The organism is Streptomyces sp. TRM49041, from assembly GCF_008271805.1.
In the GTDB taxonomy this organism is placed as follows: Bacteria; Actinomycetota; Actinomycetes; order Streptomycetales; family Streptomycetaceae; genus Streptomyces.
In genome coordinates this window covers 162,062-185,853 of sequence record NZ_VSRY01000171.1, presented here as the reverse complement: position 1 = coordinate 185,853, position 23,792 = coordinate 162,062, and the positions used below count along the sequence as shown (strand labels likewise).

General features: G+C 69.9%; 26 protein-coding genes. 16 read left to right on the top strand and 10 right to left on the bottom strand.

What is annotated here, in order from left to right; all coding sequences use genetic code 11:
- Positions 1-8: 8 nt before the first annotated feature.
- From FVS66_RS32095 to FVS66_RS32085, 3 genes are all read left to right on the top strand, one after another.
- Complete coding sequence (locus FVS66_RS32095; RefSeq protein WP_149184809.1) at positions 9-974, top strand: ABC transporter ATP-binding protein; 966 nt, start codon at positions 9-11, stop codon at positions 972-974.
- A 60-nt stretch (positions 975-1,034) separates the two neighbouring features.
- The gene (locus tag FVS66_RS32090) at positions 1,035-1,646 is read left to right on the top strand and encodes a DUF1707 domain-containing protein (RefSeq protein WP_149184808.1); all 612 of its coding nucleotides are present in this window, start codon (positions 1,035-1,037) and stop codon (positions 1,644-1,646) included.
- A 71-nt stretch (positions 1,647-1,717) separates the two neighbouring features.
- Positions 1,718-3,040 (top strand): DUF445 domain-containing protein, encoded by a 1,323-nt coding sequence (locus FVS66_RS32085; RefSeq protein WP_149184763.1) that lies wholly within the window; start codon positions 1,718-1,720, stop codon positions 3,038-3,040.
- A gap of 77 nt (positions 3,041-3,117) precedes the next feature.
- On the opposite strand, the gene FVS66_RS32080 is transcribed toward FVS66_RS32085, so the two are convergent.
- The 6 genes from FVS66_RS32080 to FVS66_RS32055 all read right to left on the bottom strand — a co-directional run bounded on the left by FVS66_RS32080 (position 3,118) and on the right by FVS66_RS32055 (position 7,659).
- Positions 3,118-3,420 (bottom strand): hypothetical protein, encoded by a 303-nt coding sequence (locus FVS66_RS32080; protein WP_149184762.1) that lies wholly within the window; start codon positions 3,418-3,420, stop codon positions 3,118-3,120.
- 152 nt (positions 3,421-3,572) lie between these two features.
- Positions 3,573-4,355 carry an aminotransferase class IV gene (locus FVS66_RS32075; RefSeq protein ID WP_222947004.1) on the bottom strand — a complete coding sequence of 261 codons (783 nt, stop codon included), beginning with the start codon at positions 4,353-4,355 and terminating at the stop codon, positions 3,573-3,575.
- A gap of 15 nt (positions 4,356-4,370) precedes the next feature.
- Positions 4,371-5,099, bottom strand: coding sequence for an FAD:protein FMN transferase (locus tag FVS66_RS32070; protein ID WP_149184807.1), 729 nt, complete (start codon positions 5,097-5,099; stop codon positions 4,371-4,373).
- A gap of 43 nt (positions 5,100-5,142) precedes the next feature.
- Complete coding sequence (locus tag FVS66_RS32065; RefSeq protein ID WP_149184760.1) at positions 5,143-5,736, bottom strand: FMN-binding protein; 594 nt, start codon at positions 5,734-5,736, stop codon at positions 5,143-5,145.
- Between the two features lie 18 nt (positions 5,737-5,754).
- Complete coding sequence (locus tag FVS66_RS32060) at positions 5,755-7,089, bottom strand: ferredoxin reductase family protein (protein WP_149184806.1); 1,335 nt, start codon at positions 7,087-7,089, stop codon at positions 5,755-5,757.
- A gap of 75 nt (positions 7,090-7,164) precedes the next feature.
- Positions 7,165-7,659, bottom strand: a complete 495-nt coding sequence (locus FVS66_RS32055) for a hypothetical protein (RefSeq protein WP_149184759.1) — start codon at positions 7,657-7,659, stop codon at positions 7,165-7,167.
- 406 nt (positions 7,660-8,065) lie between these two features.
- Here FVS66_RS32055 and FVS66_RS32050 point away from each other — a divergent pair, with 406 nt between their 5' ends.
- The 5 genes from FVS66_RS32050 to FVS66_RS32030 all read left to right on the top strand — a co-directional run bounded on the left by FVS66_RS32050 (position 8,066) and on the right by FVS66_RS32030 (position 11,020).
- On the top strand, positions 8,066-9,319 hold the full coding sequence (locus tag FVS66_RS32050; RefSeq protein WP_187645792.1) for a helix-turn-helix transcriptional regulator: 1,254 nt from the start codon (positions 8,066-8,068) through the stop codon (positions 9,317-9,319).
- Between the two features lie 184 nt (positions 9,320-9,503).
- The gene (locus FVS66_RS32045) at positions 9,504-9,725 is read left to right on the top strand and encodes a hypothetical protein (protein WP_149184757.1); all 222 of its coding nucleotides are present in this window, start codon (positions 9,504-9,506) and stop codon (positions 9,723-9,725) included.
- Complete coding sequence (locus FVS66_RS32040; RefSeq protein WP_149184756.1) at positions 9,722-9,988, top strand: hypothetical protein; 267 nt, start codon at positions 9,722-9,724, stop codon at positions 9,986-9,988. The genes FVS66_RS32045 and FVS66_RS32040 overlap by 4 nt, the downstream gene beginning before the upstream one ends.
- Positions 9,985-10,170 (top strand): hypothetical protein, encoded by a 186-nt coding sequence (locus FVS66_RS32035; protein WP_149184755.1) that lies wholly within the window; start codon positions 9,985-9,987, stop codon positions 10,168-10,170. Before FVS66_RS32040 ends, FVS66_RS32035 begins: the two co-directional genes overlap by 4 nt.
- 193 nt (positions 10,171-10,363) lie before the next feature.
- Positions 10,364-11,020: a class I SAM-dependent methyltransferase gene (locus tag FVS66_RS32030; RefSeq protein ID WP_316248240.1), complete on the top strand. Its 657-nt coding sequence runs from the start codon at positions 10,364-10,366 to the stop codon at positions 11,018-11,020.
- A gap of 40 nt (positions 11,021-11,060) precedes the next feature.
- On the opposite strand, the gene FVS66_RS32025 is transcribed toward FVS66_RS32030, so the two are convergent.
- Both FVS66_RS32025 and FVS66_RS32020 read right to left on the bottom strand, forming a co-directional pair.
- Positions 11,061-11,273, bottom strand: a complete 213-nt coding sequence (locus tag FVS66_RS32025; RefSeq protein ID WP_149184753.1) for a DUF397 domain-containing protein — start codon at positions 11,271-11,273, stop codon at positions 11,061-11,063.
- Positions 11,270-12,121, bottom strand: coding sequence for a helix-turn-helix transcriptional regulator (locus FVS66_RS32020; RefSeq protein WP_149184752.1), 852 nt, complete (start codon positions 12,119-12,121; stop codon positions 11,270-11,272). The genes FVS66_RS32025 and FVS66_RS32020 overlap by 4 nt, the downstream gene beginning before the upstream one ends.
- Before the next feature lie 174 nt (positions 12,122-12,295).
- Between FVS66_RS32020 and FVS66_RS32015 the strand changes: the two genes are divergently transcribed.
- Complete coding sequence (locus tag FVS66_RS32015) at positions 12,296-12,943, top strand: ATP-binding protein (RefSeq protein ID WP_149184751.1); 648 nt, start codon at positions 12,296-12,298, stop codon at positions 12,941-12,943.
- A gap of 18 nt (positions 12,944-12,961) precedes the next feature.
- On the opposite strand, the gene FVS66_RS32010 is transcribed toward FVS66_RS32015, so the two are convergent.
- Entirely contained in the window at positions 12,962-16,117 is a 3,156-nt protein-coding gene (locus FVS66_RS32010) for a DEAD/DEAH box helicase (protein ID WP_149184750.1), read from the bottom strand.
- 182 nt (positions 16,118-16,299) lie between these two features.
- On the opposite strand from FVS66_RS32010, the gene FVS66_RS32005 reads away from it, so the two are divergent.
- From FVS66_RS32005 to FVS66_RS31995, 3 genes are all read left to right on the top strand, one after another.
- A complete protein-coding gene (locus tag FVS66_RS32005; protein WP_187645791.1) occupies positions 16,300-17,394 on the top strand; it encodes an MrcB family domain-containing protein in 1,095 nt (364 codons plus the stop codon).
- A gap of 135 nt (positions 17,395-17,529) precedes the next feature.
- Positions 17,530-19,149 carry an IS1634 family transposase gene (locus FVS66_RS32000; protein ID WP_262387322.1) on the top strand — a complete coding sequence of 540 codons (1,620 nt, stop codon included), beginning with the start codon at positions 17,530-17,532 and terminating at the stop codon, positions 19,147-19,149.
- 85 nt (positions 19,150-19,234) lie between these two features.
- The gene (locus FVS66_RS31995; RefSeq protein ID WP_149184748.1) at positions 19,235-19,618 is read left to right on the top strand and encodes a hypothetical protein; all 384 of its coding nucleotides are present in this window, start codon (positions 19,235-19,237) and stop codon (positions 19,616-19,618) included.
- A 93-nt stretch (positions 19,619-19,711) separates the two neighbouring features.
- Here FVS66_RS31995 and FVS66_RS31990 read toward each other — a convergent pair whose 3' ends face one another.
- The gene (locus tag FVS66_RS31990) at positions 19,712-20,722 is read right to left on the bottom strand and encodes an SEC-C domain-containing protein (protein ID WP_149184747.1); all 1,011 of its coding nucleotides are present in this window, start codon (positions 20,720-20,722) and stop codon (positions 19,712-19,714) included.
- A gap of 67 nt (positions 20,723-20,789) precedes the next feature.
- On the opposite strand from FVS66_RS31990, the gene FVS66_RS31985 reads away from it, so the two are divergent.
- The 4 genes from FVS66_RS31985 (at position 20,790) to FVS66_RS31970 (ending at position 23,728) form a co-directional block, all read left to right on the top strand.
- Complete coding sequence (locus tag FVS66_RS31985) at positions 20,790-21,551, top strand: class E sortase (RefSeq protein ID WP_262387321.1); 762 nt, start codon at positions 20,790-20,792, stop codon at positions 21,549-21,551.
- A gap of 53 nt (positions 21,552-21,604) precedes the next feature.
- Positions 21,605-21,892, top strand: a complete 288-nt coding sequence (locus FVS66_RS31980) for a DUF6412 domain-containing protein (RefSeq protein ID WP_187645789.1) — start codon at positions 21,605-21,607, stop codon at positions 21,890-21,892.
- Between the two features lie 95 nt (positions 21,893-21,987).
- Positions 21,988-22,764, top strand: coding sequence for a membrane protein insertase YidC (locus FVS66_RS31975; protein WP_149184744.1), 777 nt, complete (start codon positions 21,988-21,990; stop codon positions 22,762-22,764).
- Between the two features lie 103 nt (positions 22,765-22,867).
- A complete protein-coding gene (locus FVS66_RS31970; protein WP_149184743.1) occupies positions 22,868-23,728 on the top strand; it encodes a fumarylacetoacetate hydrolase family protein in 861 nt (286 codons plus the stop codon).
- Positions 23,729-23,792: the final 64 nt, after the last annotated feature.

Here is a 23,792-nt window from a genome sequence, read left to right as displayed (position 1 = left end):
TGAGCACGCTGGAACCGGACTTCATCGATCTGGAAGACGTCGAGAAGGTCTTCGACGTACGCCGCAAAGTGGGGCTCCTGCGCCGGGAGAGACGGCAGGTACGGGCGGTGGACGGCATCACCTTCCGGGTGGCGCGCGGCGAGATGGTCGGCTACATCGGCCCGAACGGCGCCGGGAAGTCGACCACCATCAAGATGCTGACCGGCATCCTCACCCCGAGCGGCGGCCGCCTGCGCGTCGCGGGCGTCGACCCCTCCCGGGAACGCACCACGCTGGCCCGCCGCATCGGCGTGGTCTTCGGACAGCGGACGACCCTGTGGTGGGACCTGCCGCTGCGCGACTCGTACCGGCTGATGCACCGCATGTACCGCATCCCCGACGCTCGCTTCCGCGAGAACCTCGACCGGTGCGTGGAACTCCTCGACCTGGGCGCGCTGCTGGAGGTGCCGGTCCGTCAGCTGTCGCTGGGGCAGCGGATGCGCGGCGACATCGCGGCGGCGCTGCTGCACGACCCGGAGGTCCTCTACCTGGACGAGCCGACGATCGGCCTGGACATCGTCTCCAAGGCGAAGGTGCGGGAATTCCTCCGCGACCTGAACGCCGACCGTGGCACCACGATCCTCCTCACCACCCACGACCTCACCGACATCGAACAGCTCTGCAAACGCGTGATGGTCATCGACCACGGAAGGCTCATGTACGACGGCGCCCTGGGCGGCCTCCACGAGGTGGGCGCGAGCGAGCGGACCCTGGTGGTGGATCTGGAGCGCGAGCTGCCGCCCATCGAACCGGCGGGCGCGCGGGTGGTCCGCGTGGAGGGCCCGCGCCAGTGGCTCGCGTTCCCCGCCTCGTCGTCCGCGGCGCCGCTCGTCGCGGAGATCGCCGCCACGTATCCGCTGGTCGACCTGTCGGTCCGCGAACCGGACATCGAGGCTGTGATCGCGAAGATGTACGCCGATCGGCTGTCGGCCTAGTCTGGGGACATGACGGACCCGGACAAGCTCCCGGACAGGCTCCCGGAGAACCTCGCCGCGATGCGAGCGTCGGACACGGAACGTGAGCAGGTCGCCGAGCGGCTGCGGGAAGCCGTCGCCGAGGGCCGCCTCGACATGCCGGAGTTCGAGGAGCGGCTGGACGCGGCGTACCGGGCGAGGACCCGCGGCGAGCTGGAGCCTCTGGTCCGGGACCTGCCGGCACCGGCCTCCGGCCCCGCGCCGGTATCGTCCTCGCCCCGCGGCACGGGCGCGTGGGCGGACCGCATCGGCCGGCCGGCCACCTCACGTGGCGCGGTCGCGGTGTGCGGCGGCTTCGGGCGGCGCGGCAGATGGAGCGTTGGCCGGGCCTTCACCGCGTTCGCGCTCTGCGGCGGCGGGGACATCGATCTGCGGGACGCGGACTTCGAGGACCGGGAGGTCGTGATCCGCTGCTTCCCGATCATGGGCGGTGTCGACATCGTCGTGCCCGAGGACCTGCATGTCGAGGTGACCGGTTTCGGCTTCATGGGCGGCTTCGACGACCGCGGCGCGGGCGGGGGCACGCCCGGCTCGCCGCGCGTGCGGATCACGGGCTTCGCGCTGATGGGCGGCGTGGACGTGAAACGGAAGCCCCGAAAAGGTGAGAAACCCACCGGGCAACTGAAAAAGTAGCCGCCCGAGGAACTAGCGCCACGCCTCAGGAGTACCTGAAATAGGGCAGGAGGCGGACGAGGGCGGAGCGAATGACCGGAACCGGCACGAAGACGCAGGTGGTGGGCGGCGCGGACCCGGGCGGGAGCGTGGCGTTCTCGTACACGGCCGAGGACGAGGAGAAGCGCCGCGGGGTCCGCCGTATGAAGGCGATGGCGACGGCCCTGCTGCTCCTGGTGGCGGTCGTCTACACCCTCGCGACATGGGCGAAGTCCGCCGGAGTGACCGGCTGGCCGGCCTACGTGGCGGCGGCGGCCGAGGCGGGCATGGTGGGCGCGCTGGCGGACTGGTTCGCGGTCACGGCCCTCTTCCGGCGCCCGATGGGCCTGCCGATCCCGCACACGGCGATCATCCCGACCAAGAAGGACCAGCTGGGCGCGTCGCTGGGCCGCTTCGTGGGCGAGAACTTCCTCTCGGGCGAGGTCGTACGCACCCGCCTCCACTCCCTGAACATCGCCGGCCGCCTCGGCGTCTGGCTGGCGGAACCCGCGCACGCGGACCGCGTCACGGCGGAACTGTCGACGGCGCTGCGCGGTGCCCTGACCGTCCTGCGGGACGCCGACGTCCAAGCGGTCGTCGGCGAGGCGATCACCCGGCGCGCCGAGGCGGCCGAGATCGCCCCCGGCATCGGCAAGACCCTGGACCGCGTCGTCGCCGACGGGGCACACCACCGGGCCGTGGACCTGATCTGCGCCCGCGCCCACGACTGGCTGATCCTGCACGGCGACTCGGTGATGGGCGCGGTGCAGGGAGGAGCCCCCGGCTGGACGCCCCGCTTCGTGGACCGGAAGGTCGGCGAACGCGTCTACAAGGAACTCCTCCGCTTCGTCACGGAGATGCGCGACATGCCCGGCCACCCGGCACGCGGCGCGCTCGACCGCTTCCTCGTGGACTTCGCGTCGGACCTCCAGTCGGACACCGACACCCGAGCGCGGGTGGAACGCCTCAAGTCCGACCTGCTGGCCCGCCCGGAGGTCCAGGACATCATCGCGTCGGCGTGGGCGTCGGTACGCGCCATGATCATGTCGGCGGCGGAGGACGAGAGAAGCGAACTCCGCCTGAGGGCCCGCGCGTCCCTGCTGTCCCTGGGCACCCGCCTGAAGACAGACCCCCAACTCCAGCGCAAGGTGGAGGGCTGGCTGGAGGAAGCGGCGGCGTATGTCGTCACGACCTACCGCACCGAGATCACATCGCTCATCACCGACACGGTGGCGAGCTGGGACGCGGACCAGACATCCCGCAAGATCGAGGCCCACATCGGCCGCGACCTCCAGTTCATCCGCATCAACGGCACGGTCGTCGGCGCGCTCGCGGGCCTGCTGATCTACACCGTCTCCCACTCCCTGGGCGGATGACCGGCCCCTGCCGACCGGCCACCCGCCCAGTTACTACGGGGAGGTGCCGTTACATACGTACGCACCCCGAGCGCTGTTCAACCCTCGCGTCGCGTCACCATCCACGAGGCCAGCGCCATTCCCCCGGCCATGGAGAACACCGCAGGCCACGCCCCCACCTTCTTCGCCAACGGATGCGACCCCGCGAACGCCGCCACATACGCCGCACTCAGCCCGGCCGCCGCGACACCCCCACTGCGCCGCTGCCACTCCCGCGCGGCCACGACCCCGGCCGCGGCCAGCGCCACCCCACCGAGCGGCCGCTTCTTCGTCCACCGGGCGATCCCGTACCCCCCGACAAGCCCACCCGCAGCAACAGCCCCCACCGGCACCTTGGCCATCGCACTTCCCTCCAGCCGCGTCGATCTACCTCCCACGAGGCTAACGCGGGGCCGGGCGGCCGGGGCCGGGGCCGGCCGGGCGGGAGCCTGGGCATCGAGGTAGAGGTCCGGGAGACACGCTGTTCGACGTGCTGGTGGGCGACGGCGAGGCGCTATACGGGATCGCCGGGGAGGCTCTCGTACGTCGTGCGTAGGGCGGTCACAGTCGGGTGCCCTGTGGGCAGGGGGACGCCGTCGATGGCGGAGATCTCGCGGACGCCGACGGCTGTGTTCGTGGCGAAGGCCGCCTGCATTTCGTGTGCCGAAGGCAGCGGGACCGGTGCCGTGGCGTGCTGGTCGTGGTTCTGGAGGAGCTTCATCGTCACGCCCGGGAGGAGCCTGCCCGTCGGCCAGAGGACCTGGCCCTCCGTGTGGATGAAGCCGATGTTCCAGGTCGGGCCCTCGGTGACCTCGCCGGATGCCGGGTCGTGGAACAGTGCGTCGTCGAAACCCTGGAGTCGGGCCGCGCGGCGGGTGTGGAGGGGGCCGAAGAGGGCCGTGTGCTTGATGGCCGGCTGATCGCGGACGTACGGGGTGGACTTCACACGCAGGGGCGGGAGCGGGAGTGCTGCCGCCGGGCGGGTGGTCACCAGGACGTGAGGGGTCGCGAGGCCGGTGGCCGGGTCGGCGATGTCCAGGGCGGGGTCGTAGATCGTGATCCGTACCAGGCAGGGGTCCGGCTGGGCGGCGACCGCTCGGCGGAGGTAGGCGCGGACCCGGTCCGTGTCCAGGGGCGTACCGAAGACCGACCGGCAGTCGCGTTCCAGGCGCTCCAGGTGCAGGGCCAGGCCGCGTACGCGGTGGTTCTCCACTCGCACGGTGGTGAAGTGGCCGTAGTTGGTGAGGGCAAGGGCCTTGAGCGCCTCGGGGGTGGCGGGGGCTCCGTCGAGTTCCATCACGTGGCCAGTGTGTCAGCGGGGGTGCGGGAAACCCCTGGTGCGCCAGGTCGTGCCGTCCGGGGTGATGAGCAGCGCCTCGGTGTCGGGGAGGGCCTCCAGCCAGGCGCGGGCTCGGGTCGCGCCCATCGCGTACGCGGCGGTGGCGCAGACGTCGGCCGTGGTGAGGGCGGAGGTGATGACGGTGACCGAGGCCAGGGCGGTCGCCGGGGGCTCGGCCGTGTGCGGGTCCAGGATGTGGCAGCCGCGTTCCGCCGGACCCGAGGTGGCCACGGCCAGGTCGCCGGCTCCGAGCGACTCCACGATCGCCACCAGCGCGCCCGGGTTCAGCGGGTCACTGACGCCCGTACGCCACGGGCCGCCCAGCAGCTGTACGTCCCCGCCGCCGTTGACGCACACCGAAGAGGCGCCGCCATCCGCCGCCAGGGTGCGGGCCGCGCGTTCCACCGCCCAGCCCTTCACCAGGCCGGTCGGGTCCCACGCCGGGCCCGCGTACCGCGGCGAGAACCAGCCGCCGGTGATCCGCTCCGCCTCCTCGCACAGGGCCATGACCTCGGCGAGGTCGGGGTGGTGGTCGTCGTGCGCCGGATTGCCGCGGGACAGTCGGCTGACCTGGCTGTCCTCGCGGTACGTCGAGAAGAGCCGGTCCGCCTGGTGGAGGGAGGCCACCGCCGCGGCCAGGGCGTCCCGGGCGCGGACCTCGTCGGCGTAGCCCCGTACGTCGAAGGAGAAGACGGTGCCCATCGCGTGCTCGACGTGGCGCAGTCGCGACGCCGGTGAGGGCAGCTCAGGCACCGGCCCGGTCCAGGGCGCTCTGGAGGGACTGCCGGTAGCCGTCGCTGGTGTACGTGGCGCCGGACACCGTGTCGATGTCCGCGCTCTGCGCCTGGACCGTGGCCTCGTTGAGCTTCGGGATGGCCGTCGACGAGATCTCCCTCGTCCTCGGGGACGACGACGGCGACTTGACGGCCCTCGCAGCGGTGATCCTGCTGCCGGTGAGGGTGATCTGCACCTGGATCGGGCCGTGCGCCGTCCCGATGGCCGCGCCCGTGACGGTACGCGTCGTGGGGGCGGGCGGGGCCGAGGTGGTCTTCGGCGCGGAGGGCGTTCCGGCGCTCCTCGTGGGCGAGGGGGAGGCGGATGCCGGTGCGGACCGGGGTGAGGTCGTGGAGGCGGCCGGTTCGCCCGGGCGCGGGGAGGAGGCCGTCGTACGTGACGGCGTCGGTGAAGGGGACAGGGCACCGGTCGAGGCCGTCGCCGCTGCCGCCGGGGCTTCCGCCCGTACGACCGTCGTCGGCTTCAGCGCCAGCAGCAGCACGATGCCGGACACCGTCGCCGCGCCGGCCAGGACCGCGCGGCGGAGCGGGTGGGACTTCTTCATGGACACGGGCTCACCGGCTCAGAACTCGAAGGACTCGTGGTGGATACGCCGGTCCGGCACCCCGGCCTCGCGCAGCGCCGCATACGACTCCTCCGCCAGGCCGGGCGGGCCGCAGACGTACACGTCGTGCCGGGCGACGTCCGGCAGGATGCGGCGCAGCGTCCGCGCGGTGATCGTGGGTCGTCTGCCGTCCGGGCCGTTGACCATGTACAGGAGCTGGGCGCCGCGCGCGTCGGCGATGGCCTCCAGTTCGTCGCGCAGCGCCAACTCCTCGGGCGTACGGGCCCGGTAGAGCAGCGTCAGGTCGCCCGGGCCGCCCGGCAGCGTCTCGAACAGTGCCCGCAGCGGGGTGATGCCCGCACCGCCCGCGAGCAGCAGCACCTTGCCGCGGCTGCGGCGCGCGGCGGTCATCGCGCCGTACGGCCCCTCCGCCCACACCCGCGTGCCCGGCTTCAGCGCGGCAAGCGCGGCGCTGTGGCCGCCGACTGCCTTGACGGTGATCCGCAGCAGGTCGGGGCGGGGCGGCGCGGACAACGAGTACGGGTTGGCCGTCCAGCGCAGCCCCGGCGTCAGGAACCGCCACCGGAAGAAGTGGCCCGGCTCGGCGCCGAGCCGGTGCAGCCGCTGCCCCCGGATCAGTACGGAGACGATGCCCGGCGCCTCCCGAACGACCGACTCGACCCGCATACGGTGCTTGAGATTGAGCCGCACGGGGGTCAGCACCCGGTACCAGAGGACCAGCACACCGGCCGTGCCGTACAGGGCGTACCAGGTGATGCGGGCGGTGGCGTCGTCGCCGATGAACTCGTTGCCGGTGGTGAGCTGGTGCCAGAAGGCGAGGTAGACGGCGGCGTACGTGAGGAGGTGCAGGTAGTACCAGATCTCGTAGCGCATCCGGCGGCGCACGGCGCCCGCGGAGACCAGGCCGACGAGAAGCAGGCCGACCGTGCCGGCGGTCGCCTCGACCATGTCGGGGTACTCGGTCACGACGGTCACGGTCTGGCGTACGACACCGGTGTCGGACTGGAGCGCGTAGCCGTACAGGGTGAGGGCCACATGCGCGATGACGAGTGACAGCGCGTACCGGCCGCTCATCGCGTGCCAGCGCGCGACCCGGTCGGAGCCGACCCGCCGTTCCAGCGCGGGGACCCGCGCCATCTGCGCGACGACGAGGGCGATGACGTACGCCGCGAGGAGGCCGGTGATCCGGCCCGCGTGCACCAGCCAGTCGCCGAGAGTCGCGGGGACGGCGGGAGTGTTGCGCCACCACAGCCACAGCACCACGGCGCCGCCGGCCCAGGTGAGGGCGAGCAGGGGCACGGCCGGGGAGCGCCGGGGGCGTATCCGGCGCATGGCTTGCCGCCGTCCGGCGCGGCTCTGCTGCAGTGACGTCAAAGGCGTCTTCCCTCTTCCCTCCCGTCCTGCCTTCTACTGCGTCGTGCGGACCGGGCATGTTACCGACGCATCGGCGGCGGCGCGCGGCAGTGGCGCGCACGGCAGGCCCTGCACGGCGACGCGGGGCGCGGGGCGGCGGGTCCGGTGAACCCGGACGTACGCGTGACTGCGGGGGTGCACGGCGTGTACGACCAGGACGTCCACCTTGGGGACCGCGGTCAGCGTCGCCGGGGTCCGGGCCTGATCGGCCCCGTACAGCGATAACGCCGCCTCCCCGGTGAGGAGCGCGTCCGGACCCGCGTAGAGCAGCGCGGCGCGCAGCCGCTGGTGCGGGGTCGGCGGGGCGTCGACGCGGAGCAGCACGACCCTCGGCAGCACCCGCTGCCACGACCCGCCGGGCCGACACCGCTCCGCGACGACGTATGACGCGCAGCCGATGTCGTGGAGCTGGTGAACGGTGGCGAGGCCGTCCTGGGCGAGGACGAGGGGGTCGGTGGCGAAGCGGTCGTAAGCGGAGAGGTCGGTCATGGGCGATCTCTGCCCTACGAGCAGGGGAAACTACCCACTGTGCAGCTTCTGTTACGCCTGGCCGACGGTCCGACGGTGTGGACACCGGCCCCTCCCGTCGGCTCCTCCCGCTGGGGACTGTTCCTTCGCGCCTGTCCTCGACGCGGCAGGACCTTGCCACGCGAGACCCTCCGCGCGGGCGACCGATCCGTGAACGATGGCCATCCTGCGGCTGCGGCCGGTCCGCTGGTCGATTACCTCACTACACCTCCTGTCGTTCACGTCAGCGCCAATGGCTGACTCCGCCGGGCTCAGTGGTCGGTTCGGCTGTCGCACCGGGCAGCTCCGTCCGCCCGAGAGCAGTGCGGGAGTCGGGCTCCGGCCCATACCCTGTGAGTGTCGAGTTGCACAGAGGAAGGGCAATGCCTTGTCATCTGATGCCACCCCGGACCCGTACGCAGACCCGGTCCGCTTCGGTCAAAGGGTCCAGATCCTCCGCACTCGCCGAGGCATGACCCGCGAACAGCTCGCGGGGTTCCTCGGCCACCACGCTTCCTGGGTGAAGAAGGTGGAGACCGGAAAGTTGAAGATGCCTCGCCTGCCGGAGATCCTCCGCATCGCCGAAGCGCTCAGGGTCCGCAACCTCAACGATTTGGTGGGGGATGCTTCCGGGGCCGATGTCGAGTTGTTCATCGGCCCTGGTCACGCGAGGCTCCCCGCAGTGGCCGCGGCCATCAACGCCTTCCCGCTCAGCGCGGAAGAGCCCGCTCCTCGAATCGAGCATGTGCGCGCCCGCCTGGCCAAGGCCTGGGCGTCTCGGCACTCGTCCCCCAACCATCGAGAGGTACTGGGAGACCTCCTGCCAGGCCTGATCAGCGACGCGCAACTCTCCGTACGGCAGGCGGAGTCGGCCGCCGACCGGCGGGCGGCGCAGGCGGCGCTGAGCGAGGTCTACTCGCTCGCGCAGTTCTTCCTGGCCTACCAGCCCGAGCCGGCCCTGCTGTGGCGGGTAGCCGAGCGTGCCATGGTGGCGGCCCAGGAGTCGGAGGACCCGCACGCGATCGGGGTCACGGCGTGGCTGACGGCGCAGGCGCACCGGGACAGCGGCCCAGCGCACTTCGATGCCGCGGACGACGTCACCCTGCGGACACTGCGCTACCTCCAGCCGCTCCTACCAGATGCCCCGGTAAAGGTGCGCGCCATCGCGGGCGCCCTTACCTTCGAAGCCGCCTATACGGCCGCGAGGCGCCTGGAGACCGGCACGGCGTGGGGCTGGTGGGACCGTGCCTCTCAGATGGCCGGACGGCTCCCGCAGAGCTACTCGCATCCGGTGACGAGTTTCGGGCAGCACATCATGGGCGCCCACGCGGTGACCGTGGCGGTCGAGCTACGGAAGGGGGGCGAGTCGGTGCGGCAGGCCGCCGGGGCGGAAGCCGACGTCATTCAGTCTCGGCCCCGCCGGGCTCGCCACCGGATCGAGCAGGCTCGGGCGTACCACCTGGACGGGCAGTACGAGACGGCCGTATCGACGCTGGAACAGGCGCACAAGGCGGCACCGGAGACCATCCGCTACAACGGCTACGCGCGACGCATCGTGCTGGAGGAGACGGAGTCGCGGGTGCCGGAGCGCCGGCAGCGGGCGGCGCGGCTCGCGGTGAAGATCGGGATGACGGCCGCGTAGCGAGGGGGCCCGAACCGGGCCCCAGATCCGACTCCCACGCTCCTACCGTCGGTGTCACCACCCGCTGACCGACACTGACAGGGAGCAGACCCGCTATGACGTTGTCGCCGGACCACACGGCTCCAGCCGAGTGCGGCTTCCCGCCGTATGCGCGCCCGCGTCGCCGCCTGATCGAGAAGTGCCGGTGAGCGCCGTGAGCCGGCCACCGACCGGACTGCCGTCTCCGGCCCTGCTCACCGAGTTGCAGAGGTATGGCGTGAGCTGCGTGCATTGCGGCGTGATGCTGACCATGGGCGCCGCCGTCGAGCTGGGCACGCGGTATCACGAGGTCGACGCGGTCACCGGGCGCACGGCCTGGTACCCGCGCTCCTGCCAGGACTGCCACACGGAACGGGGTGCGGCATGAGCGTACGCGGCGTCATCCGCCTGGCCGACTGGACGATCGGCCCCGACCGGGCCACCGACATGCCCGCACCGACCCGCCGCATCGAGTGCACCACGTGCGGCAGACCGTCCGCGCCCAGCCCGAGCCAGGTCGTAACGGACCGGTGGGCGATCGACCACGCGGCTCGCACCGGACACCGCGCCTTCCGGGAACTCGCGGCAGCTTTCCTCCGCGTCAGCCCCGCGCCGGGAAACCCGCTGCGGCGGAAGGAGGGCGACCGGTGACAACACAGAGCGTCCCGCGGTACTGCAGGCACTGCGACTTGATCATCGAGGGTGAGGCGGAGGAGTTCATCCCCGACTCCGCGTCCGGCGCGCGGCCGACCGAGTACTACCACCCCACTTGCGGGCCCGCCCAGACACCGCACAACCACCGCAACCCTTACGCCCCGTACGGCAAACGTTGACGCTGCCCGCTGTGCCCGCTGCCGCCACCAGAGAACGGTCGGCCAGGGCCGCGACGCATGGCCCCGCACCGAGTCTGCTCATATATGGGTGAGTTCTCGGTATTCGCCCATGTCGGGGGAGTATCGCCGGTAGCTTCTGCGCGGCAGAGCACTTGACCACGGCCGGAGGACACCCATGCCCAGTGCCGCTCCCATGACCGCAGCCGAATACTGGGACAAGTACAGGCCCCACAGAGGAGAAGGCCGGCAGCGCCGCCCGACTGCGGAGTCCTTCGATTGGACCGGAGTCACCGGCAATGGTCCCGGCGCGGAGATCCTGGGCGACCCGAACAGCGCGCTGGACATGGGCCCCGCCGAGGGCGAGAACGCCGCGTACCTCGCGCGTGCCGGTGTCGACGTCGTCGCGGTCGACTTCTCCCCGGTCCAGGTCGCCCGCGCCCGTGAATTCTGGAGCGACGTCCCCAACCTTGAGTTCGTCCAGGCCGAGGCGTGCGTCTTCCTGGAGGAAGACCACCGGCTGTTCGACGCGGTCTATTCCACCTGGGGCGCGGTCTGGTTCACCGACCCCGAGGAACTGTTCCCCCGCGTCGCCGAACGCCTCACCCCAGGTGGCACCTTCGCGTTCTCCCACCGTGAACCGATCAACGGCCAGTACGGCGCCCAGAAGCTGGGCGGGAAGTGGCTGGAGGGTCGCGAGACCGAGTTGACCGTGTATCGCTGGCAGTACACCGCCGCCCAGTGGACGAACCTCCTGAAGCGCCACGGCTTCACCGGCATCCAAGCTGAGGTACTGCCCCACCCGGAGGCCGGCACTTTGGGCACCTTGCTCGTCGAGGCGCACATGATCTGACTGAGGTCGGAGGCAACCAGTTACGGACCCCACATGCCGCCTACCTGTGGTCAGGAAGATCCACGCCCCTGACGAACGCCTGCCAGGGATGGCTGGCAATCGCCACGACTGTGTCATCCACCTGCTTGGAGTCCCGGACGATCACGCCTTCCTCTGTCCAGGCGCATTCCACGCACTCGCCCCCGGAACCGTTGCTGTACGAGGACTTGAACCACGACGGATGGGCGGGTGCTATGTGGGGCTGACTGTTCATTTGGCGTATTCCTTCACCAAGGACCTGATCAATTGGGTTGAGCGCTGAGGGCTCGCCGCGCTTGCTCTCAGCTTGTCGAACGCCTTGCCGTACTCACTGACGTCGTGCTCCTGCTCCAGGTAGACGGCGTCCGTGATGCCGTCCCGGTACACAATGTCCGGGTCTTCCGGGTCGGGGAATCTCAGCATGGTGAACGGCCCTGTCGCCGGGTAGGAACCCGCGTCGAACGGCAGCACCTGAATCGTGACGCTTGGGAGTTCAGCTCCCTCCAGGATGCGTTCGAGTTGTTCGTGCATCAATCCCTGGTCGCCGATGACGTTCCGCAGGGCTGCTTCATGCACGATGAACCAGGCGTCCGGTGCACCCGGTCGTGTCAGCATGGCCTGGCGGTCCATGCGGATCTTTACGGCACGCTCGACGTCGTTGTCCGAGAGTTGGTTGGTTGCGCGATGCAACTCAGCGGCGTAGGCGGGCGTCTGCATGAGGCCGGGGAGGAACTCGCACTGGTACTGGCGGAACGTGGAGATGTCCTGTTCCAGGCCGATGTAGACGGAGAACCAAGGGGGGACCCCGCTGCTGCCATGGGCCTGCCACCAGCCTCGTGTCTTCGCTTGGCGGGCCAGCGACTTGAGGAACTCGCGGAGATCGTCGTCGGTGCCGTAGAAGCGGCATAGGGCGTCGATGTCGGAAGGCTGGACCCTTCCATGTCCGGTCTCCATACGGTTGACCTTGGAGCCGCTCCAGTCGAGGGCATCCCCCACTTGAGCGCAGGTGAAGCCGTTTGCTTCGCGGAGCTTCTTGAGCTCGATCGACAGCCTTCGGCGACGCACTGTAGGCGACCCAGCCATTCCTGACTCCCTCTCACCGATGGATGCTCAGTCTCTTGGGATGGTCGGCATGACCGCAATCACTCTTTGGTGGGAATCCCGCTATGCACATTGCAAGGCGGGATGATTTCGCCCCATCCTGACTGGGCGTGAGGCTCCGGTCACAGGCGGAGTTCCGGGCGGAAAGGGACAGACGTGATCCAACAGACCTGCATGTCGCGGCAGCCATGGCAACTACCGTTCCTGGCCGAGGCAGAGGAGGTGGCAGGTATTCGGAACGTGCTCCGCGTGCACTTGAGGCTTTGGGGGCTCAGCGCACAGACCGAGGCCGCGCAGGTATGCGCCAGTGAGCTGGTCGGCAACGTCATCCATCACGTCGGTGCGGGCACGCCGACGACGCTTGCTGTCTCCATGAACGGCACGTATCTGCGTATCGAGGTGCACGACCCCGACATCCGCGCCCTACCAACCCTCATGGAGGCCGCGCCGGATGCTGAGCGAGGCCGCGGCATGGCTCTAGTCAACGCCGTCGCGGACCGGTGGGGCGTACTGCTGCGAGCCGACCGCAAGGTGACATGGTGCGAGATCGCCACCGCTTTGTCCTCGCCGCATGGGCACGGCGGCGGCGTTCGAGTCACCCGAGCCGAGGAGATGATCACCATGTACGGCGCGGCCAAGGCGCCGCGGACCGCGAGCCGTACCCTGCTGAATCTCGCCGCAGCTGAGGAGGCCGCGATCGATGTGATCGCCGACCTCCTCCACTGGCTTCAAGCCCACGGCTGCGATCCTGACGAAGCACTGGACCGAGCACAACGGCACTTCGAGGCGGAGATGTTGGCGTAGGCGGCTTGCCGAGCGGTCTTAGCCAGCGGCGATCGTCGCGTACGTGTACACATCGGCCGGCAGGGCGTGCTGGAGGTCCCATGTGATCGCCATTGGCTTGCTGCCGGTGTGCTCCACGTAGGTCGCCGGGCCGAGCAGCATCCAGGGCTGGGCGCCGCCGATGTCCTTGTGCTTGTAGCGGCGGACGAAGAGCAGGACGTGGCTGCCTTCAGCGGCGTGGTTCTGGTAGCGCCGGCCAGTGGGGGAATTCTCTGGTGTGGTGCTCTGTGACTCCCAGTGGAAGCGGGTCTCGCTCAGTGCGTAGTCGTGGTACCTCGTCTGTGGCGAGAAATCCTTCTCGTCTTTCTCCAGCGTGATCAGCAGCGCGTCGGTCTTGATGGACTCGCACCACTTGACGCCCTCGCGGAAGTCGCCTGGCAGGTAGCCGCCGATGACGGACTGGCCCAGTGCCGGCAGAATCTCTTCGCGGCTGTATGAGGCGTGGATAGTGAGCGGAATACCCGCGTGGTCGCCCAGGAGCGGGATCGGGGCGTGGTCGGTGTGCTCCAGGTTGTACGCCAGTACCTGGCGGAGCTCGTCGCGTACCGCCTGATGTCGGCGGAGTGCGGCGAAGCCCTCGTCGTAGGTGGTGAATTCGCCACGGGTGGGGCCGCCGACCGGCCAGAACTGGAAGAAGAGCATGCGGGCGTATGCCTGAGCCTGAGGGTCGAGGTCCTCATACACCGGAGCGTCATCATCCAGAAGGCGGGTGTACGCCGCGACCCGCAGTGGGTCGTCCACGTGTAGGAAGGCCGGGATTCGCTTCAGTAGCGCCTCTTCCCCGGTCGGTGCGTCGCCCATGCGGAGCCCGGACTTCCGCAGCAGGTTCGTCCAGGAATTGCCCTTGCTGCGGTAGAGGTCGCTGAGCTCCCTGCCGCTCTCCTCCAGGTAGCGGCTGAGGGTGGGCAGGGCGTACTGCGCGACCTCGTGGGCGAGCGCTTTGGCGCTCACTCTGATCTGATCCTTGATGTTGGCGATAATGACGCTCTTGGCCTTCTCCTCCAGAAGGATCTGGCAGCCGGAGGGCAGCTGGGGGAAATCGTGCTCGATGTTGGCCAAGAGGCGCTTGCGGGTGAGGTTGGTCAGAGCTCGGAACTGGTTCTCGAAGCGGAACTCCTTCCGGTGCTGACCGATGAAGTCCAGGACCGTCAGCACGGCCTTGTCCTCGGTGCGCCGCAGGCCGCGGCCCAGCTGCTGGAGGAAGATCGTGGCGCTGGACGTGGGGCGCAGCAGGAGGAGCGTGTCGACATCGGGTATGTCGAGCCCCTCATTGAGGAGGTCGACGGAGAAGATCACCTGGAGGTTTCCCGCCCTGAGGTCGTCGAGCGCCTGTTTGCGCTGCTCTGGCGGGGTCTCGCCGGAGAGCGCGACCGCGTTGAGCCCCGCGTCACGGAAGACACGCGCCATGAAGTGGGCGTGGGGGACCGTGACGCAGAAGCCCAGGGCGCGCATCTTGCCCGGGTCGGCGATCTTCTCTCGGACATGCTTCACGACCAGGGCCGCACGCGCATTGTTGCCGGTCAGGATGTTGCCGAGGGCGTTGGTGTCGTAGCCGCCCCTCTTCCACGCCACCGCGCTCAGATCGGTGTTGTCGCTGATTCCGAAGTAGTGGAAGGGGCTGAGCAGATCGTTCTCCAGGGCCTCCCAGAGGCGCATCTCCGCTGCGATCCGCCCATCGAAGAACTCGTCCTGGATGTTGTCGCCGTCCATCCGCTCGGGGGTGGCTGTCAGGCCGACGAGCTCTTTCGGCCGGAAGTGTTTGAGGATGCGCCGGTAGGTCCGAGACGTTCCATGGTGGAACTCGTCGATCACGATGACATCGAAGTGGTCGGGCGCGAGCCGTTCAAGAGCGGCTGGGCCGAGTGACTGCACGCTGGCGAACACGTGTGTCCAGCGCTCAGGGATCTCACCGCTGTGCAGGGGTTCACCGAAGTTGGGATCGATGAGGACGTCCTGGTAGGTCCGCAAGGACTGTTGCAGGATCTCCCTGCGGTGGGCAACGAACAGTAGCCGCAAGTCGCGACCATGCCGCTTGCGGAGCTGCTTGTAGTCCAGCGCGGCCATCACTGTCTTGCCCGTGCCGGTGGCGGCCACCAGGAGATTCTGATGCCTACCGTGAACTGCGCGTTCCACTTCCAGGCGCTCCAGCATGTCCCGCTGATGCGGGTACGGGCGTACTTCGAGGCCAGACAGCGTGACGGGGCGTGAGGTGGTTGCGGAGGGCGAGCCGCCGGCGATCCGCAAGGCGTCGTCAAGCCGGTCCCGGTCGCGCTCGGGGTCATACGTCTCGAAGGACGGGTCGCTCCAGTACGCGTCGAAGGTGCCCTCGAACTTCCTTAGCACGTCGGGCGTGGCGATGGACGACAGACGCACGTTCCATTCGAGGCCGTCCAGGAGCGCGGCTTTGGACAGATTCGAGCTGCCGACGTACGCCGTGTCGTACCCGGTGTCGCGGCGGAAGAGCCACGCCTTGGCGTGCAGTCGAGTCGTCCGCGTCTCGTAGTTGACCTTCACTTCGGCGTTGAACTCCCGCACAAGGCGGTCCAACGCCCGGCGTTCGGTGGCGCCGATGTAGGTGGTCGTGATGACACGGATCGGCACATCACGTTCACGTGCCGCCTTCAGCGACTGCTCGATGATCCGCAGCCCGTGCCACTTCACGAAGGCGCAGAGCAGGTCTACGCGGTCGGCGGTGGTGATCTCGGCGCGCAGCTCAAAGCCGAGGCTCGGGTCGTCCGGGGCGTTGGTGATCAGCGCAGTATCGGATAGAGGAGTCGCGGGGCGGACGGCATACACGCCCGGAGCCTCCTGGCGGACGAGCGCGAGCAACTCGCGCGGGCCGTCGGCCACCATATCCACCCACTCCTTCGCGCCCTCGAGGGTGCTGATGGAGTCCAGGATGTGGTTTGCGGCATGCACACGTTCGTCAGGATGTAGGCCTTGCAGCACCCGGCGCACGGTCTCCGCGACGTGCCTCGCCAGGACGTGTGGAGTGGACTCCGCGCTCACGCTGTCGCTGATCTGACGCCAGCCGTGATCGGCGATGTCCGCCAGCTGCCGTTCCACGCGCATGGTGATGAGCTGCTCGTACAGCCCCGCTGACAGGGCTGACGTGGCGGTGCTGATCCGCGTCATAGTCGCTCCGCTCCCGAGAAGGCGTGATCACGCTCCCTCGGTTCTACCAAGGACCACTGACAGCGCGGTTACGCATGAGGAAAGAGGTCAGCCGTAGCCACACTCGACGATTGAAATCGTCTTGCATTTTGATCGTATAGGCATAGTTTTTGATCGTGTCTCTTCATGATTTGCTCATACGTGTGGCGGAGATCTATGAGCCCTACGGCAAAGCCTCCAAGGACCGGCCAGGCCAGGCGCTGCTGTTGGAGGTGAAGGGGCGCGACGATCTGCCCCTGCCTCCGCGGTGCCACGCCGAGGGCTATGGAGGCCAGGGATTCGCGAGTACGACTCCCTGGATCGGGGTCTTCGATCGGTCCATCAACGAGGAGTCGCAGGACGGGCTGTACCTGGCCTACATCTTCGATACCGCCCGCACTTCGGTCACACTCACGCTGCAACAGGGGGTGACCAAACTTCAGGACACATACGGCAGGGGGGACGCCCTCCGTCGGGTCTTGGCGGCCCAGGCGAAGACGCTGCGGGCAGCTTTGCGGCCGGCGCTGGCGCGGCAGTGGGGGGACGCGCTGCGGCTGGACGCGGCGAGAAGGCACTGGCGGCCCTACGCGTACGAGAGCGCCAATGTGGCAGCCCGGCGGTACGAGGTCGCCCACCTGCCCTCGGAGAGCATGCTGGCGGCGGACCTGCGGGATGCGGCGCAGCTACTTCAGGACGCCGCCGCAGCCCACCGCTTCCTGCGGGTCGAACCGCCGTCGGCGAAGGAGCCCGTGATCGAGTACCCGTCCGCCAATCATGCGAGCGACGACCCCCTTGCCGGGTTCAAGGCGAAGAGCAGCGACGGCTACGTGGTCGAAGTACAGGGCGGCACCTACGCCCGGGAGCAGCGGCACGAAGCGCTGATCCGCAGCTTCGCCCACCATGCTGCCGCCCGCGGCTTCGACGTGTATAGCGAGAACATGCACCCGCGCGACCTCGTCCTGCGCCACCGCGGCGAGCCAGCCAAGGAGTGGCTGGTCGAAGGCAAAGTCGTGAAGAAGGGCGGCGCTCGCCTCGCCGTGCGCGAGGCAGTGGCCCAGCTCCACGAGTACCGGCACTTCGCATACCGCCGACATGGCTATCCGGACCCGCGCATGCTGGCCCTCTTCACCCAGGACATACAGCACTACGCCCCCTACTTGGAGACGCTCGGCATTGTGTCCATCTGGGAGCGCCCCGAAGGGGGATGGTCGGGGTCGCCGCGTGCTGAGGAGATGGGTGCCGGGCGGCTCTTGAGCTAGACCCGTATTTCGCGGGTCGTTGATTCGTATGGTGTGACCGGCCCGGGGGTGTCCCGGGCCGGGGTGTGGCGTTGGTGGGGTGTGTCGATGACTTCCCGGTCCCCGCGGCCACGGTCTCAGCGTCAGCGTCTTGAAGTGGCGGTGACGTCCGTGGTGGAGAAGCGTCTGGGCGCTCTGCCCGTCGCTGCCGAGTTTCTGCGCCGGCTGGATGTCGCCGGGATCGTCGACGAGGTGTGTCCTGGTGGCGCGAGTGCGCTGGTGACGCACGGGCAGGTGATCGAGGCGTTGGTGGCCAACCGGCTGACTTCGCCCGCGCCGCTGGTGCGGGTGGAGGACTGGGCCAGGTGCTGGGCGGTGGACGAGGTCTTCGGGATCGAGCCCGGTCTGCTCAACGATGATCGTCTGGCCCGGGCACTGGATGCGATCGCTCCGCACCTGGAGCACATCGCGGGCACGGTCGGGGCGCGGGCGATCGGCGGGTTCGGGATCGATGTGGCCCGGATGCACTGGGACATGACCAGCATGTCCGTGCACGGGGCCTTCCCGGCCCAGGGTCAGGACGAGGACTTCCCCGTCATCGGCTACGGGCATCCCAAGGACCGGCGCTTCGATCTGAAGCAGGTCCAGGCCGGGCTCGCGGTGTCGGCCGACGGCGGTATCCCGCTCCATGCCCGGGTCTTCGGCGGTGGTGCGGCCGAGGTCAGCCAGGTCGTCGGCGCGATGAAGGACCTGCGGGCCATGGCCGGTGAGCGCGACTTTCTGATGGTCGCCGACTCCAAGCTGGTGTCCTACTCCAACGTCCGTGCCCTGCTGGCGGCCGGGGTTCAGTTCATCGCCCCGGCCCCGGCCGTGCAGGTCAAGGACGAGGTCTATGCCGCTCTCGATCTCGCGCAGGCCACCGTCGTGGACTGGACGCCGGACCGGGAGGCGGGCAAGCCGCCCGAGCGGCGCGAGACCTACCGTGTGCTGGAGGACACCCACACCCTGACCGGGCCCCGCAAGCGCGACCCGGTGTTCACGGTGCGGCGGATCCTGGTCCACTCCACCGCGAACGCCGCAGGCCAGCAAGCCGCCCGGGACAAACGCCTGGCCAGGGCCGCCGAGGACCTGAACAAACTCACCACTGCGGCCGGCGGACGCCACTACAAGACCCGGGAGAAGATCGTTGCCCGGATCGGTGTCATCGCCGCCAAGCGCCGTGTCACCTCTTGTCTGCGCTGGACCGTCACCGATAACGAGGACGGCACCCCGGTCCTGGCCTGGCACTTCGACACCGGCGTGCTGAAGGCCGAAGCCGCTGTCGACGGCTGGTACGCACTGCTGACGTCCGTCCCCGCCGACCAGGCGGACGCCGGGCAGGCCCTGATCCACTACAAGGGTCAGGGCGCGGTCGAGCGCAGATACCACGACTTCAAGGGCCCGCTCGCGGTCGCGCCGGTCTTCGTGCAGCACAACCGGCGTGTTGCCGCCCTGATCCAGGTCATCTGCCTGGCCCTGCTGGTCTTCTGCCTGATCGAGCGCCAGGTCAGACGGGCGCTCGGCCCCGAGCAGACCATGAGCGGCCTCTACCCCGACAACCGCCGCGTCCGCCCCACCGGCCGCATGATCTTCTACCACCTCGGCGAACTCACCCTGCGGATCGGCAACGTCACCGACCCGCCCACCGTCCAGATCACCCGCGGCGTCCAACTCCACCTCCTCGACCTCCTCGACACCGACATCGGACAGACCCGCTGGCCACAGACCTGTGGCTGAGCGCTTCAGCCAGCCTGTGAGTGCGAGAGTCGGCCCCCTCGGGCAGGTGCACCGCCCCGGTACTGGGCGCGGGCAGACTACGCACATGCAGCTCCCCGCCGAAGCCGTAGCCACCGCCGTGTTGCTGGAGGTCATAAGGATCTCCGAACTCCCGACAAAGCGGGGCGCCCCGTATCCCGGCAGGGCGGGCGCCCACTGGATCGGGAGCGAGGCAGCCGGGGTCCTGGCCTTGATCGAGAGCTTGCCCGGCAGTGAGCAGCACCGCTGCGGCTTCTCGCCGGGCTGGAGCGTCCGGGCGTACGCGGACACTCTCGACCTGGCGCTGTTCGAGGCGGCGTTCTGCTTCAGCTGCCATGAAGTCCGCATGTATGGAACCGCCGTGCCACCCGCACTGGCCACGCAGTTCTTCGACGCGGGTGCCCCGCAGGCTCACGCCCTCCTGGCCCTATTCCGCGAGGCAGCCCCGTAGCCGGTCGGCCCCAGTCACGACCTGAAACGGTGACCTGCGAAGTCCGGGGCTAGACGGCCGCGGGAGCCGCTCGGTGACGAGACGCTGCCACGGCTACTCCTTGCCGTGGCACTCCCCGTACGCCGTCCCTGAGCCGCACCAGCAAGGGCCCGTGCGGGACGGGGGCCAGGGGGTGGCTCGGCCTCGGGCGGCGAGGGTGGTGGCGTACTGGGGGAGGAGGTCGGCGTTGGACGGGGACGCTGTCTCGGAGGCGGCGAAGGCCTCGTAGGAGGGGACCGTGCCGCGGACGATGCCGAGGTTGGGCGTGCCCGCGGATGCGAGCTCGCGGAGGGACGCCTCCAGGTCGGTGAGGTGGGCCTCGTACGTGGGGTACTCCGCCTCCAGCTCCGGGTACGCCGCCAGCAGTTCGGTCAGCTCCTCGCGCGGCCACAGCAGCACTGCCACGGGGAACGGGCGTGACAGCGCCGTACGGTACGAGCCCAGCTCGCTGCGCAGGCGGGTGATCTCCGCCTTCAGCTCCGCCGGGTCCGACGAGCCCAGCGCCCAGGTGCGCTTCGGGTCGTGCAGCTCGTCCAGCGGGACCGTGCCCAGGTGCATGCGGTCCGCCAGGACGTCCCAGTCGTCGTGCCAGAGGCCCAGCAGGCGGCGGACGCGGTGCCGGGAGGTGAGGAGGGACTGGGTCGGATACGTGACCTCCTCGTCGTGCGGGAGCGGGGCCAGCGCCCGCGCCGCCGCAGTGAACGTCTCCTCCGACGCCTCCAGCTCGTCGTGCGCCTCCAGTGCCTCCCCGATGATCTCCCACGCCGTCGCGTTCGTCGGCTTCATCGCCCGCAGGCCCTCGATGATCGCCCGCGCCTCCGCCTCGTGGCCGTACTCCCACAGGTTGGCGGCCTTCAGCGCCCGTACGAGATGGGGGTTGTCCGGGGCCGGGGGAGTGGACAGCAGGGTGTCGTAGAGCGTCGTCGCGCGGGCGCGGTCGCCGGCCAGCTCCAGGTGCGCGGCCGCCCGGAGCAGCAGCGGCTCGCGGTCCCCCGGGTACTGCGTCGCGGTGCGCAGCAGCCGCTCGGCTTCGTTCGTGTGGTCAGCAGGCGTGTCGAGGCGCATGGTCACCACCGTACTGCTGTACGGCAGTGCTCTGGTGGGTTGTGGACGGACCACCTATGGTGCGCGGGTGTCACGGAGGCGGGTGGTGTTCGCGAGGGCGTGGTGGGGCTGTGGCGAGGCGCTCGTCACCGTCGGGGTGGTCGTGCTGCTCCTCGTCGTCCACCAGTTGTGGTGGACCAACCACCAGGCCCGGGCCGGTGCCCAGCGGCACGTACAGCTTCTCCAGCGGGAGTGGGAAGGGGAGGGGGAGCGGGAGGGAACGGGCGAGGGCTCGGGCGAGGGGGGACGCGATTCCGCCGCGGGCGCTTCGCCGTCGCCTTCCGCCGCCGCACGCTCCCACCCTCCCACCGGCGACGCCCGCGCCGGCACCGCACCACCCCGCACCGCCTACGCCCTCCTCCGCGTCCCCTCCCTCCGCCTCACCGTCCCCGTCGCCCACGGCACCTCCCGGCGCACCGTCCTCGACAAGGGCTTCGCCGGCCACTACCCCGGCACCGCCGAACCCGGCCGCCCCGGCAACTTCGCCGTCGCCGGCCACCGCAACTCCCACGGCGAGCCCTTCCGCCGCCTCGACCGGCTCCGTGAGGGCGACGAGGTCCTCGTGGAGACCCGGGACGCCGTCCATACGTATGTCGTCGACACCGTGCTGCCGCGGACCTCGCCCCGCGACGTGGGCGTCATCGCGCCCGTACCGCGGAGCCTCGTGCACCCCGCGTACGGGTACGAGCGCCCTGGCCGCTATCTGACCCTCACCACCTGCACCCCCGAGTACCGGGCCACCCACCGGCTCATCGTCTGGGGCGTGCTCGCCCGGTCACGCGCGCGGTGAACTCCTGTACGGTGACGGGGAGAACAGTCGTGTCGAGGGAGAGGGGAGGCAGCGTGTACGGGGTCCTCCTGCGGCTGCTGCCCGTGCTCCTCGCCGCCGTCCTGCTCGTGGACGGTTCACCGCTGTCCCCCCTCTCCGCCGTCGCGCTGGCCGCCGCCGCGCTCGTCACCTGCGCCGTCATCGGCGGCCGCAGCGCGCCCGCCGTGCCGCCCACCCGGGTGCGCACCGCCCTCCGCGACCGTGACCGGCGTACCGCCTTCCTGCCGCAGCGCGACCCCGACGCCTCGGGGCGCCCACGGCCCCGGGCGCCCGGCCGCCGCCTCCCGGCGGCGGTCGCGTAACAGCCGAGAAGGCTCCCTTCGCGCGTTCCGTCGTCCTGCCGTTCCGCATGTCCTCTGTCTTCTTCGTCGGCACGACTGGACCCGTGGGGTTTGCTTTGTCTGTCTTTGTGGCTTTTCTCGAGTGGCTTTCCGCGCTGATCTCCGCGCCCGCCGCGATCGTCCTCATCACCCTCCTCGTACGCACCGCCCTCCTTCCGCTCTCCCTCGCCGCGGCGCGCGGGCAGCGGGCCCGTACGCGGCTCGCCCCGCAGGTCGCCGCGGTGCGGAAGAAGTACGCCAAGGATCCGGAGCGGCTGCAGCGGGCCGTACTGGACCTGCACGCGCGCGAGAAAGTCTCGCCGCTGGCCGGGAGCCTGCCCGGGCTGCTTCAGATTCCGGTGTTCTTCCTCCTGTACCACCTCTTCTCCCGGACCGAGCTCGCCGGGTACTCGCTCTTCGCCGCGCCCCTCGGCGGGCGCTGGACCGACGCCCTCGCGCACGGCGGGGTGCTCGGGCCGTCCGGCCTGGTCTACCTGGCGCTGTTCGGGCTCGTCGCCGGCGTCGCCACCTATACGTACCGGCGCACCAAGGAGCAGATGGGTGCCGTCGAGGCGGGTGACGGTGTGCCGGGGATGGGGGCGATGGTCAAGGTGATGCCGCTGCTGTCGTTCGGGACGCTCGTGACCGTCGCCGTCGTGCCGCTGGCCGCCGCGCTGTACGTCGTGACCAGTACGACATGGAGTGCTGGGGAGCGGGCCGTGCTGTACCGGCCGGGGTCCTCGTCGGGCCCGACGGACCCGTCGGGCCCGACGGACCCTGTGAAGCCGGCGAGGCCGTCGGACTCGGCGCGACGCTCTTCCGGTCGGTCCGGCCGCCTTCGGTCCAGTACGTGAACACGGTCTTGCGGAGTGATCCGACCTCTTGGAGGATCAGCCAATCCTGACGATGGCCGCACTCCATCGGCCGGGGCTCACCTCGACCACAGGGAGACAGACCATGAAGCTGTTGCGTGTCGGCCCGGCGGGCGCCGAACGGCCCGCACTGCTCGACCAGGACGGCATCCTGCGCGACCTCTCCGGACTCGTCGCGGACGTCGACGCGGCCCTGCTCTCCGACGCGGCCGCGCTCGACCGCGTCCGGGCCGCCGCCGGTGCGGGCGTCCTGCCCGTGCCGGACGACGCCGCGGGGCTCCGGATCGGCCCACCGGTCGCCCGCGTCGGCAAGGTCGTGTGCATCGGGCTGAACTACCACGACCACGCGCGCGAGACGGGTGCCGAGCCGCCCACCGAGCCTGTCGTCTTCCTGAAGGCGGCGGACACGGTCGTCGGGCCGGACGACCCGGTCCTCGTCCCGCGCGGCAGCCGCAAGACGGACTGGGAGGTGGAACTCGCCGTAGTCATCGGACGTACCGCCCGCTATCTGGACTCGGCGGAGGACGCCCTGGCGCATGTCGCCGGGTACGCGGTCGGCCACGACGTGTCCGAGCGGGAGTTCCAGATCGAGCGCGGCGGCACCTGGGACAAGGGCAAGAACTGCGAGACGTTCAACCCCCTCGGCCCCTGGCTCGTCACCGCCGACGAGATCCCCGACCCGCAGAACCTGCAGCTCCGGCTCTGGGTGAACGGCGAGCTGAAGCAGGACGGGACGACCGCCGACCAGATCTTCCCGGTCGCGGAAGTCGTGCGGTACGTCAGCCGGTTCATGACGCTGTACCCGGGTGACGTCATCAGCACCGGTACGCCCGCCGGCGTCGCCATGGGTCGGCCGGAGCCGAAGCCGTACCTGCGGGCCGGGGACGTGGTGGAGCTGGAGATCGAGGGGCTCGGGCGGCAGCGGCAGGAGTTCGCGGACGCGTAGGGGTACCAGGGGCGGGGAGGCGGCCGGCGGGCGTCAGGGCTTCGCCGCCCCTCCTGGTGCGGGG

Coding starts and splice junctions, on each gene's coding strand:
- FVS66_RS32065 (WP_149184760.1), bottom strand. CDS start 5,736: ATGAAGAAGTCCCACCCGCTCCGCCGCGCGGTCCTGGCCGGCGCGGCG.
- FVS66_RS32030 (WP_316248240.1), top strand. CDS start 10,364: ATGACCGCAGCCGAATACTGGGACAAGTACAGGCCCCACAGAGGAGAA.
- FVS66_RS32070 (WP_149184807.1), bottom strand. CDS start 5,099: ATGGGCACCGTCTTCTCCTTCGACGTACGGGGCTACGCCGACGAGGTC.
- FVS66_RS32055 (WP_149184759.1), bottom strand. CDS start 7,659: ATGACCGACCTCTCCGCTTACGACCGCTTCGCCACCGACCCCCTCGTC.
- FVS66_RS31990 (WP_149184747.1), bottom strand. CDS start 20,722: ATGCGCCTCGACACGCCTGCTGACCACACGAACGAAGCCGAGCGGCTG.
- FVS66_RS32080 (WP_149184762.1), bottom strand. CDS start 3,420: ATGGCCAAGGTGCCGGTGGGGGCTGTTGCTGCGGGTGGGCTTGTCGGG.
- FVS66_RS32060 (WP_149184806.1), bottom strand. CDS start 7,089: ATGCGCCGGATACGCCCCCGGCGCTCCCCGGCCGTGCCCCTGCTCGCC.
- FVS66_RS31995 (WP_149184748.1), top strand. CDS start 19,235: ATGCAGCTCCCCGCCGAAGCCGTAGCCACCGCCGTGTTGCTGGAGGTC.
- FVS66_RS32020 (WP_149184752.1), bottom strand. CDS start 12,121: ATGGCTGGGTCGCCTACAGTGCGTCGCCGAAGGCTGTCGATCGAGCTC.
- FVS66_RS32090 (WP_149184808.1), top strand. CDS start 1,035: ATGCGAGCGTCGGACACGGAACGTGAGCAGGTCGCCGAGCGGCTGCGG.
- FVS66_RS32025 (WP_149184753.1), bottom strand. CDS start 11,273: ATGAACAGTCAGCCCCACATAGCACCCGCCCATCCGTCGTGGTTCAAG.
- FVS66_RS32010 (WP_149184750.1), bottom strand. CDS start 16,117: ATGACGCGGATCAGCACCGCCACGTCAGCCCTGTCAGCGGGGCTGTAC.
- FVS66_RS32075 (WP_222947004.1), bottom strand. CDS start 4,355: ATGGAACTCGACGGAGCCCCCGCCACCCCCGAGGCGCTCAAGGCCCTT.
- FVS66_RS32085 (WP_149184763.1), top strand. CDS start 1,718: ATGACCGGAACCGGCACGAAGACGCAGGTGGTGGGCGGCGCGGACCCG.
- FVS66_RS31970 (WP_149184743.1), top strand. CDS start 22,868: ATGAAGCTGTTGCGTGTCGGCCCGGCGGGCGCCGAACGGCCCGCACTG.
- FVS66_RS32040 (WP_149184756.1), top strand. CDS start 9,722: ATGAGCGTACGCGGCGTCATCCGCCTGGCCGACTGGACGATCGGCCCC.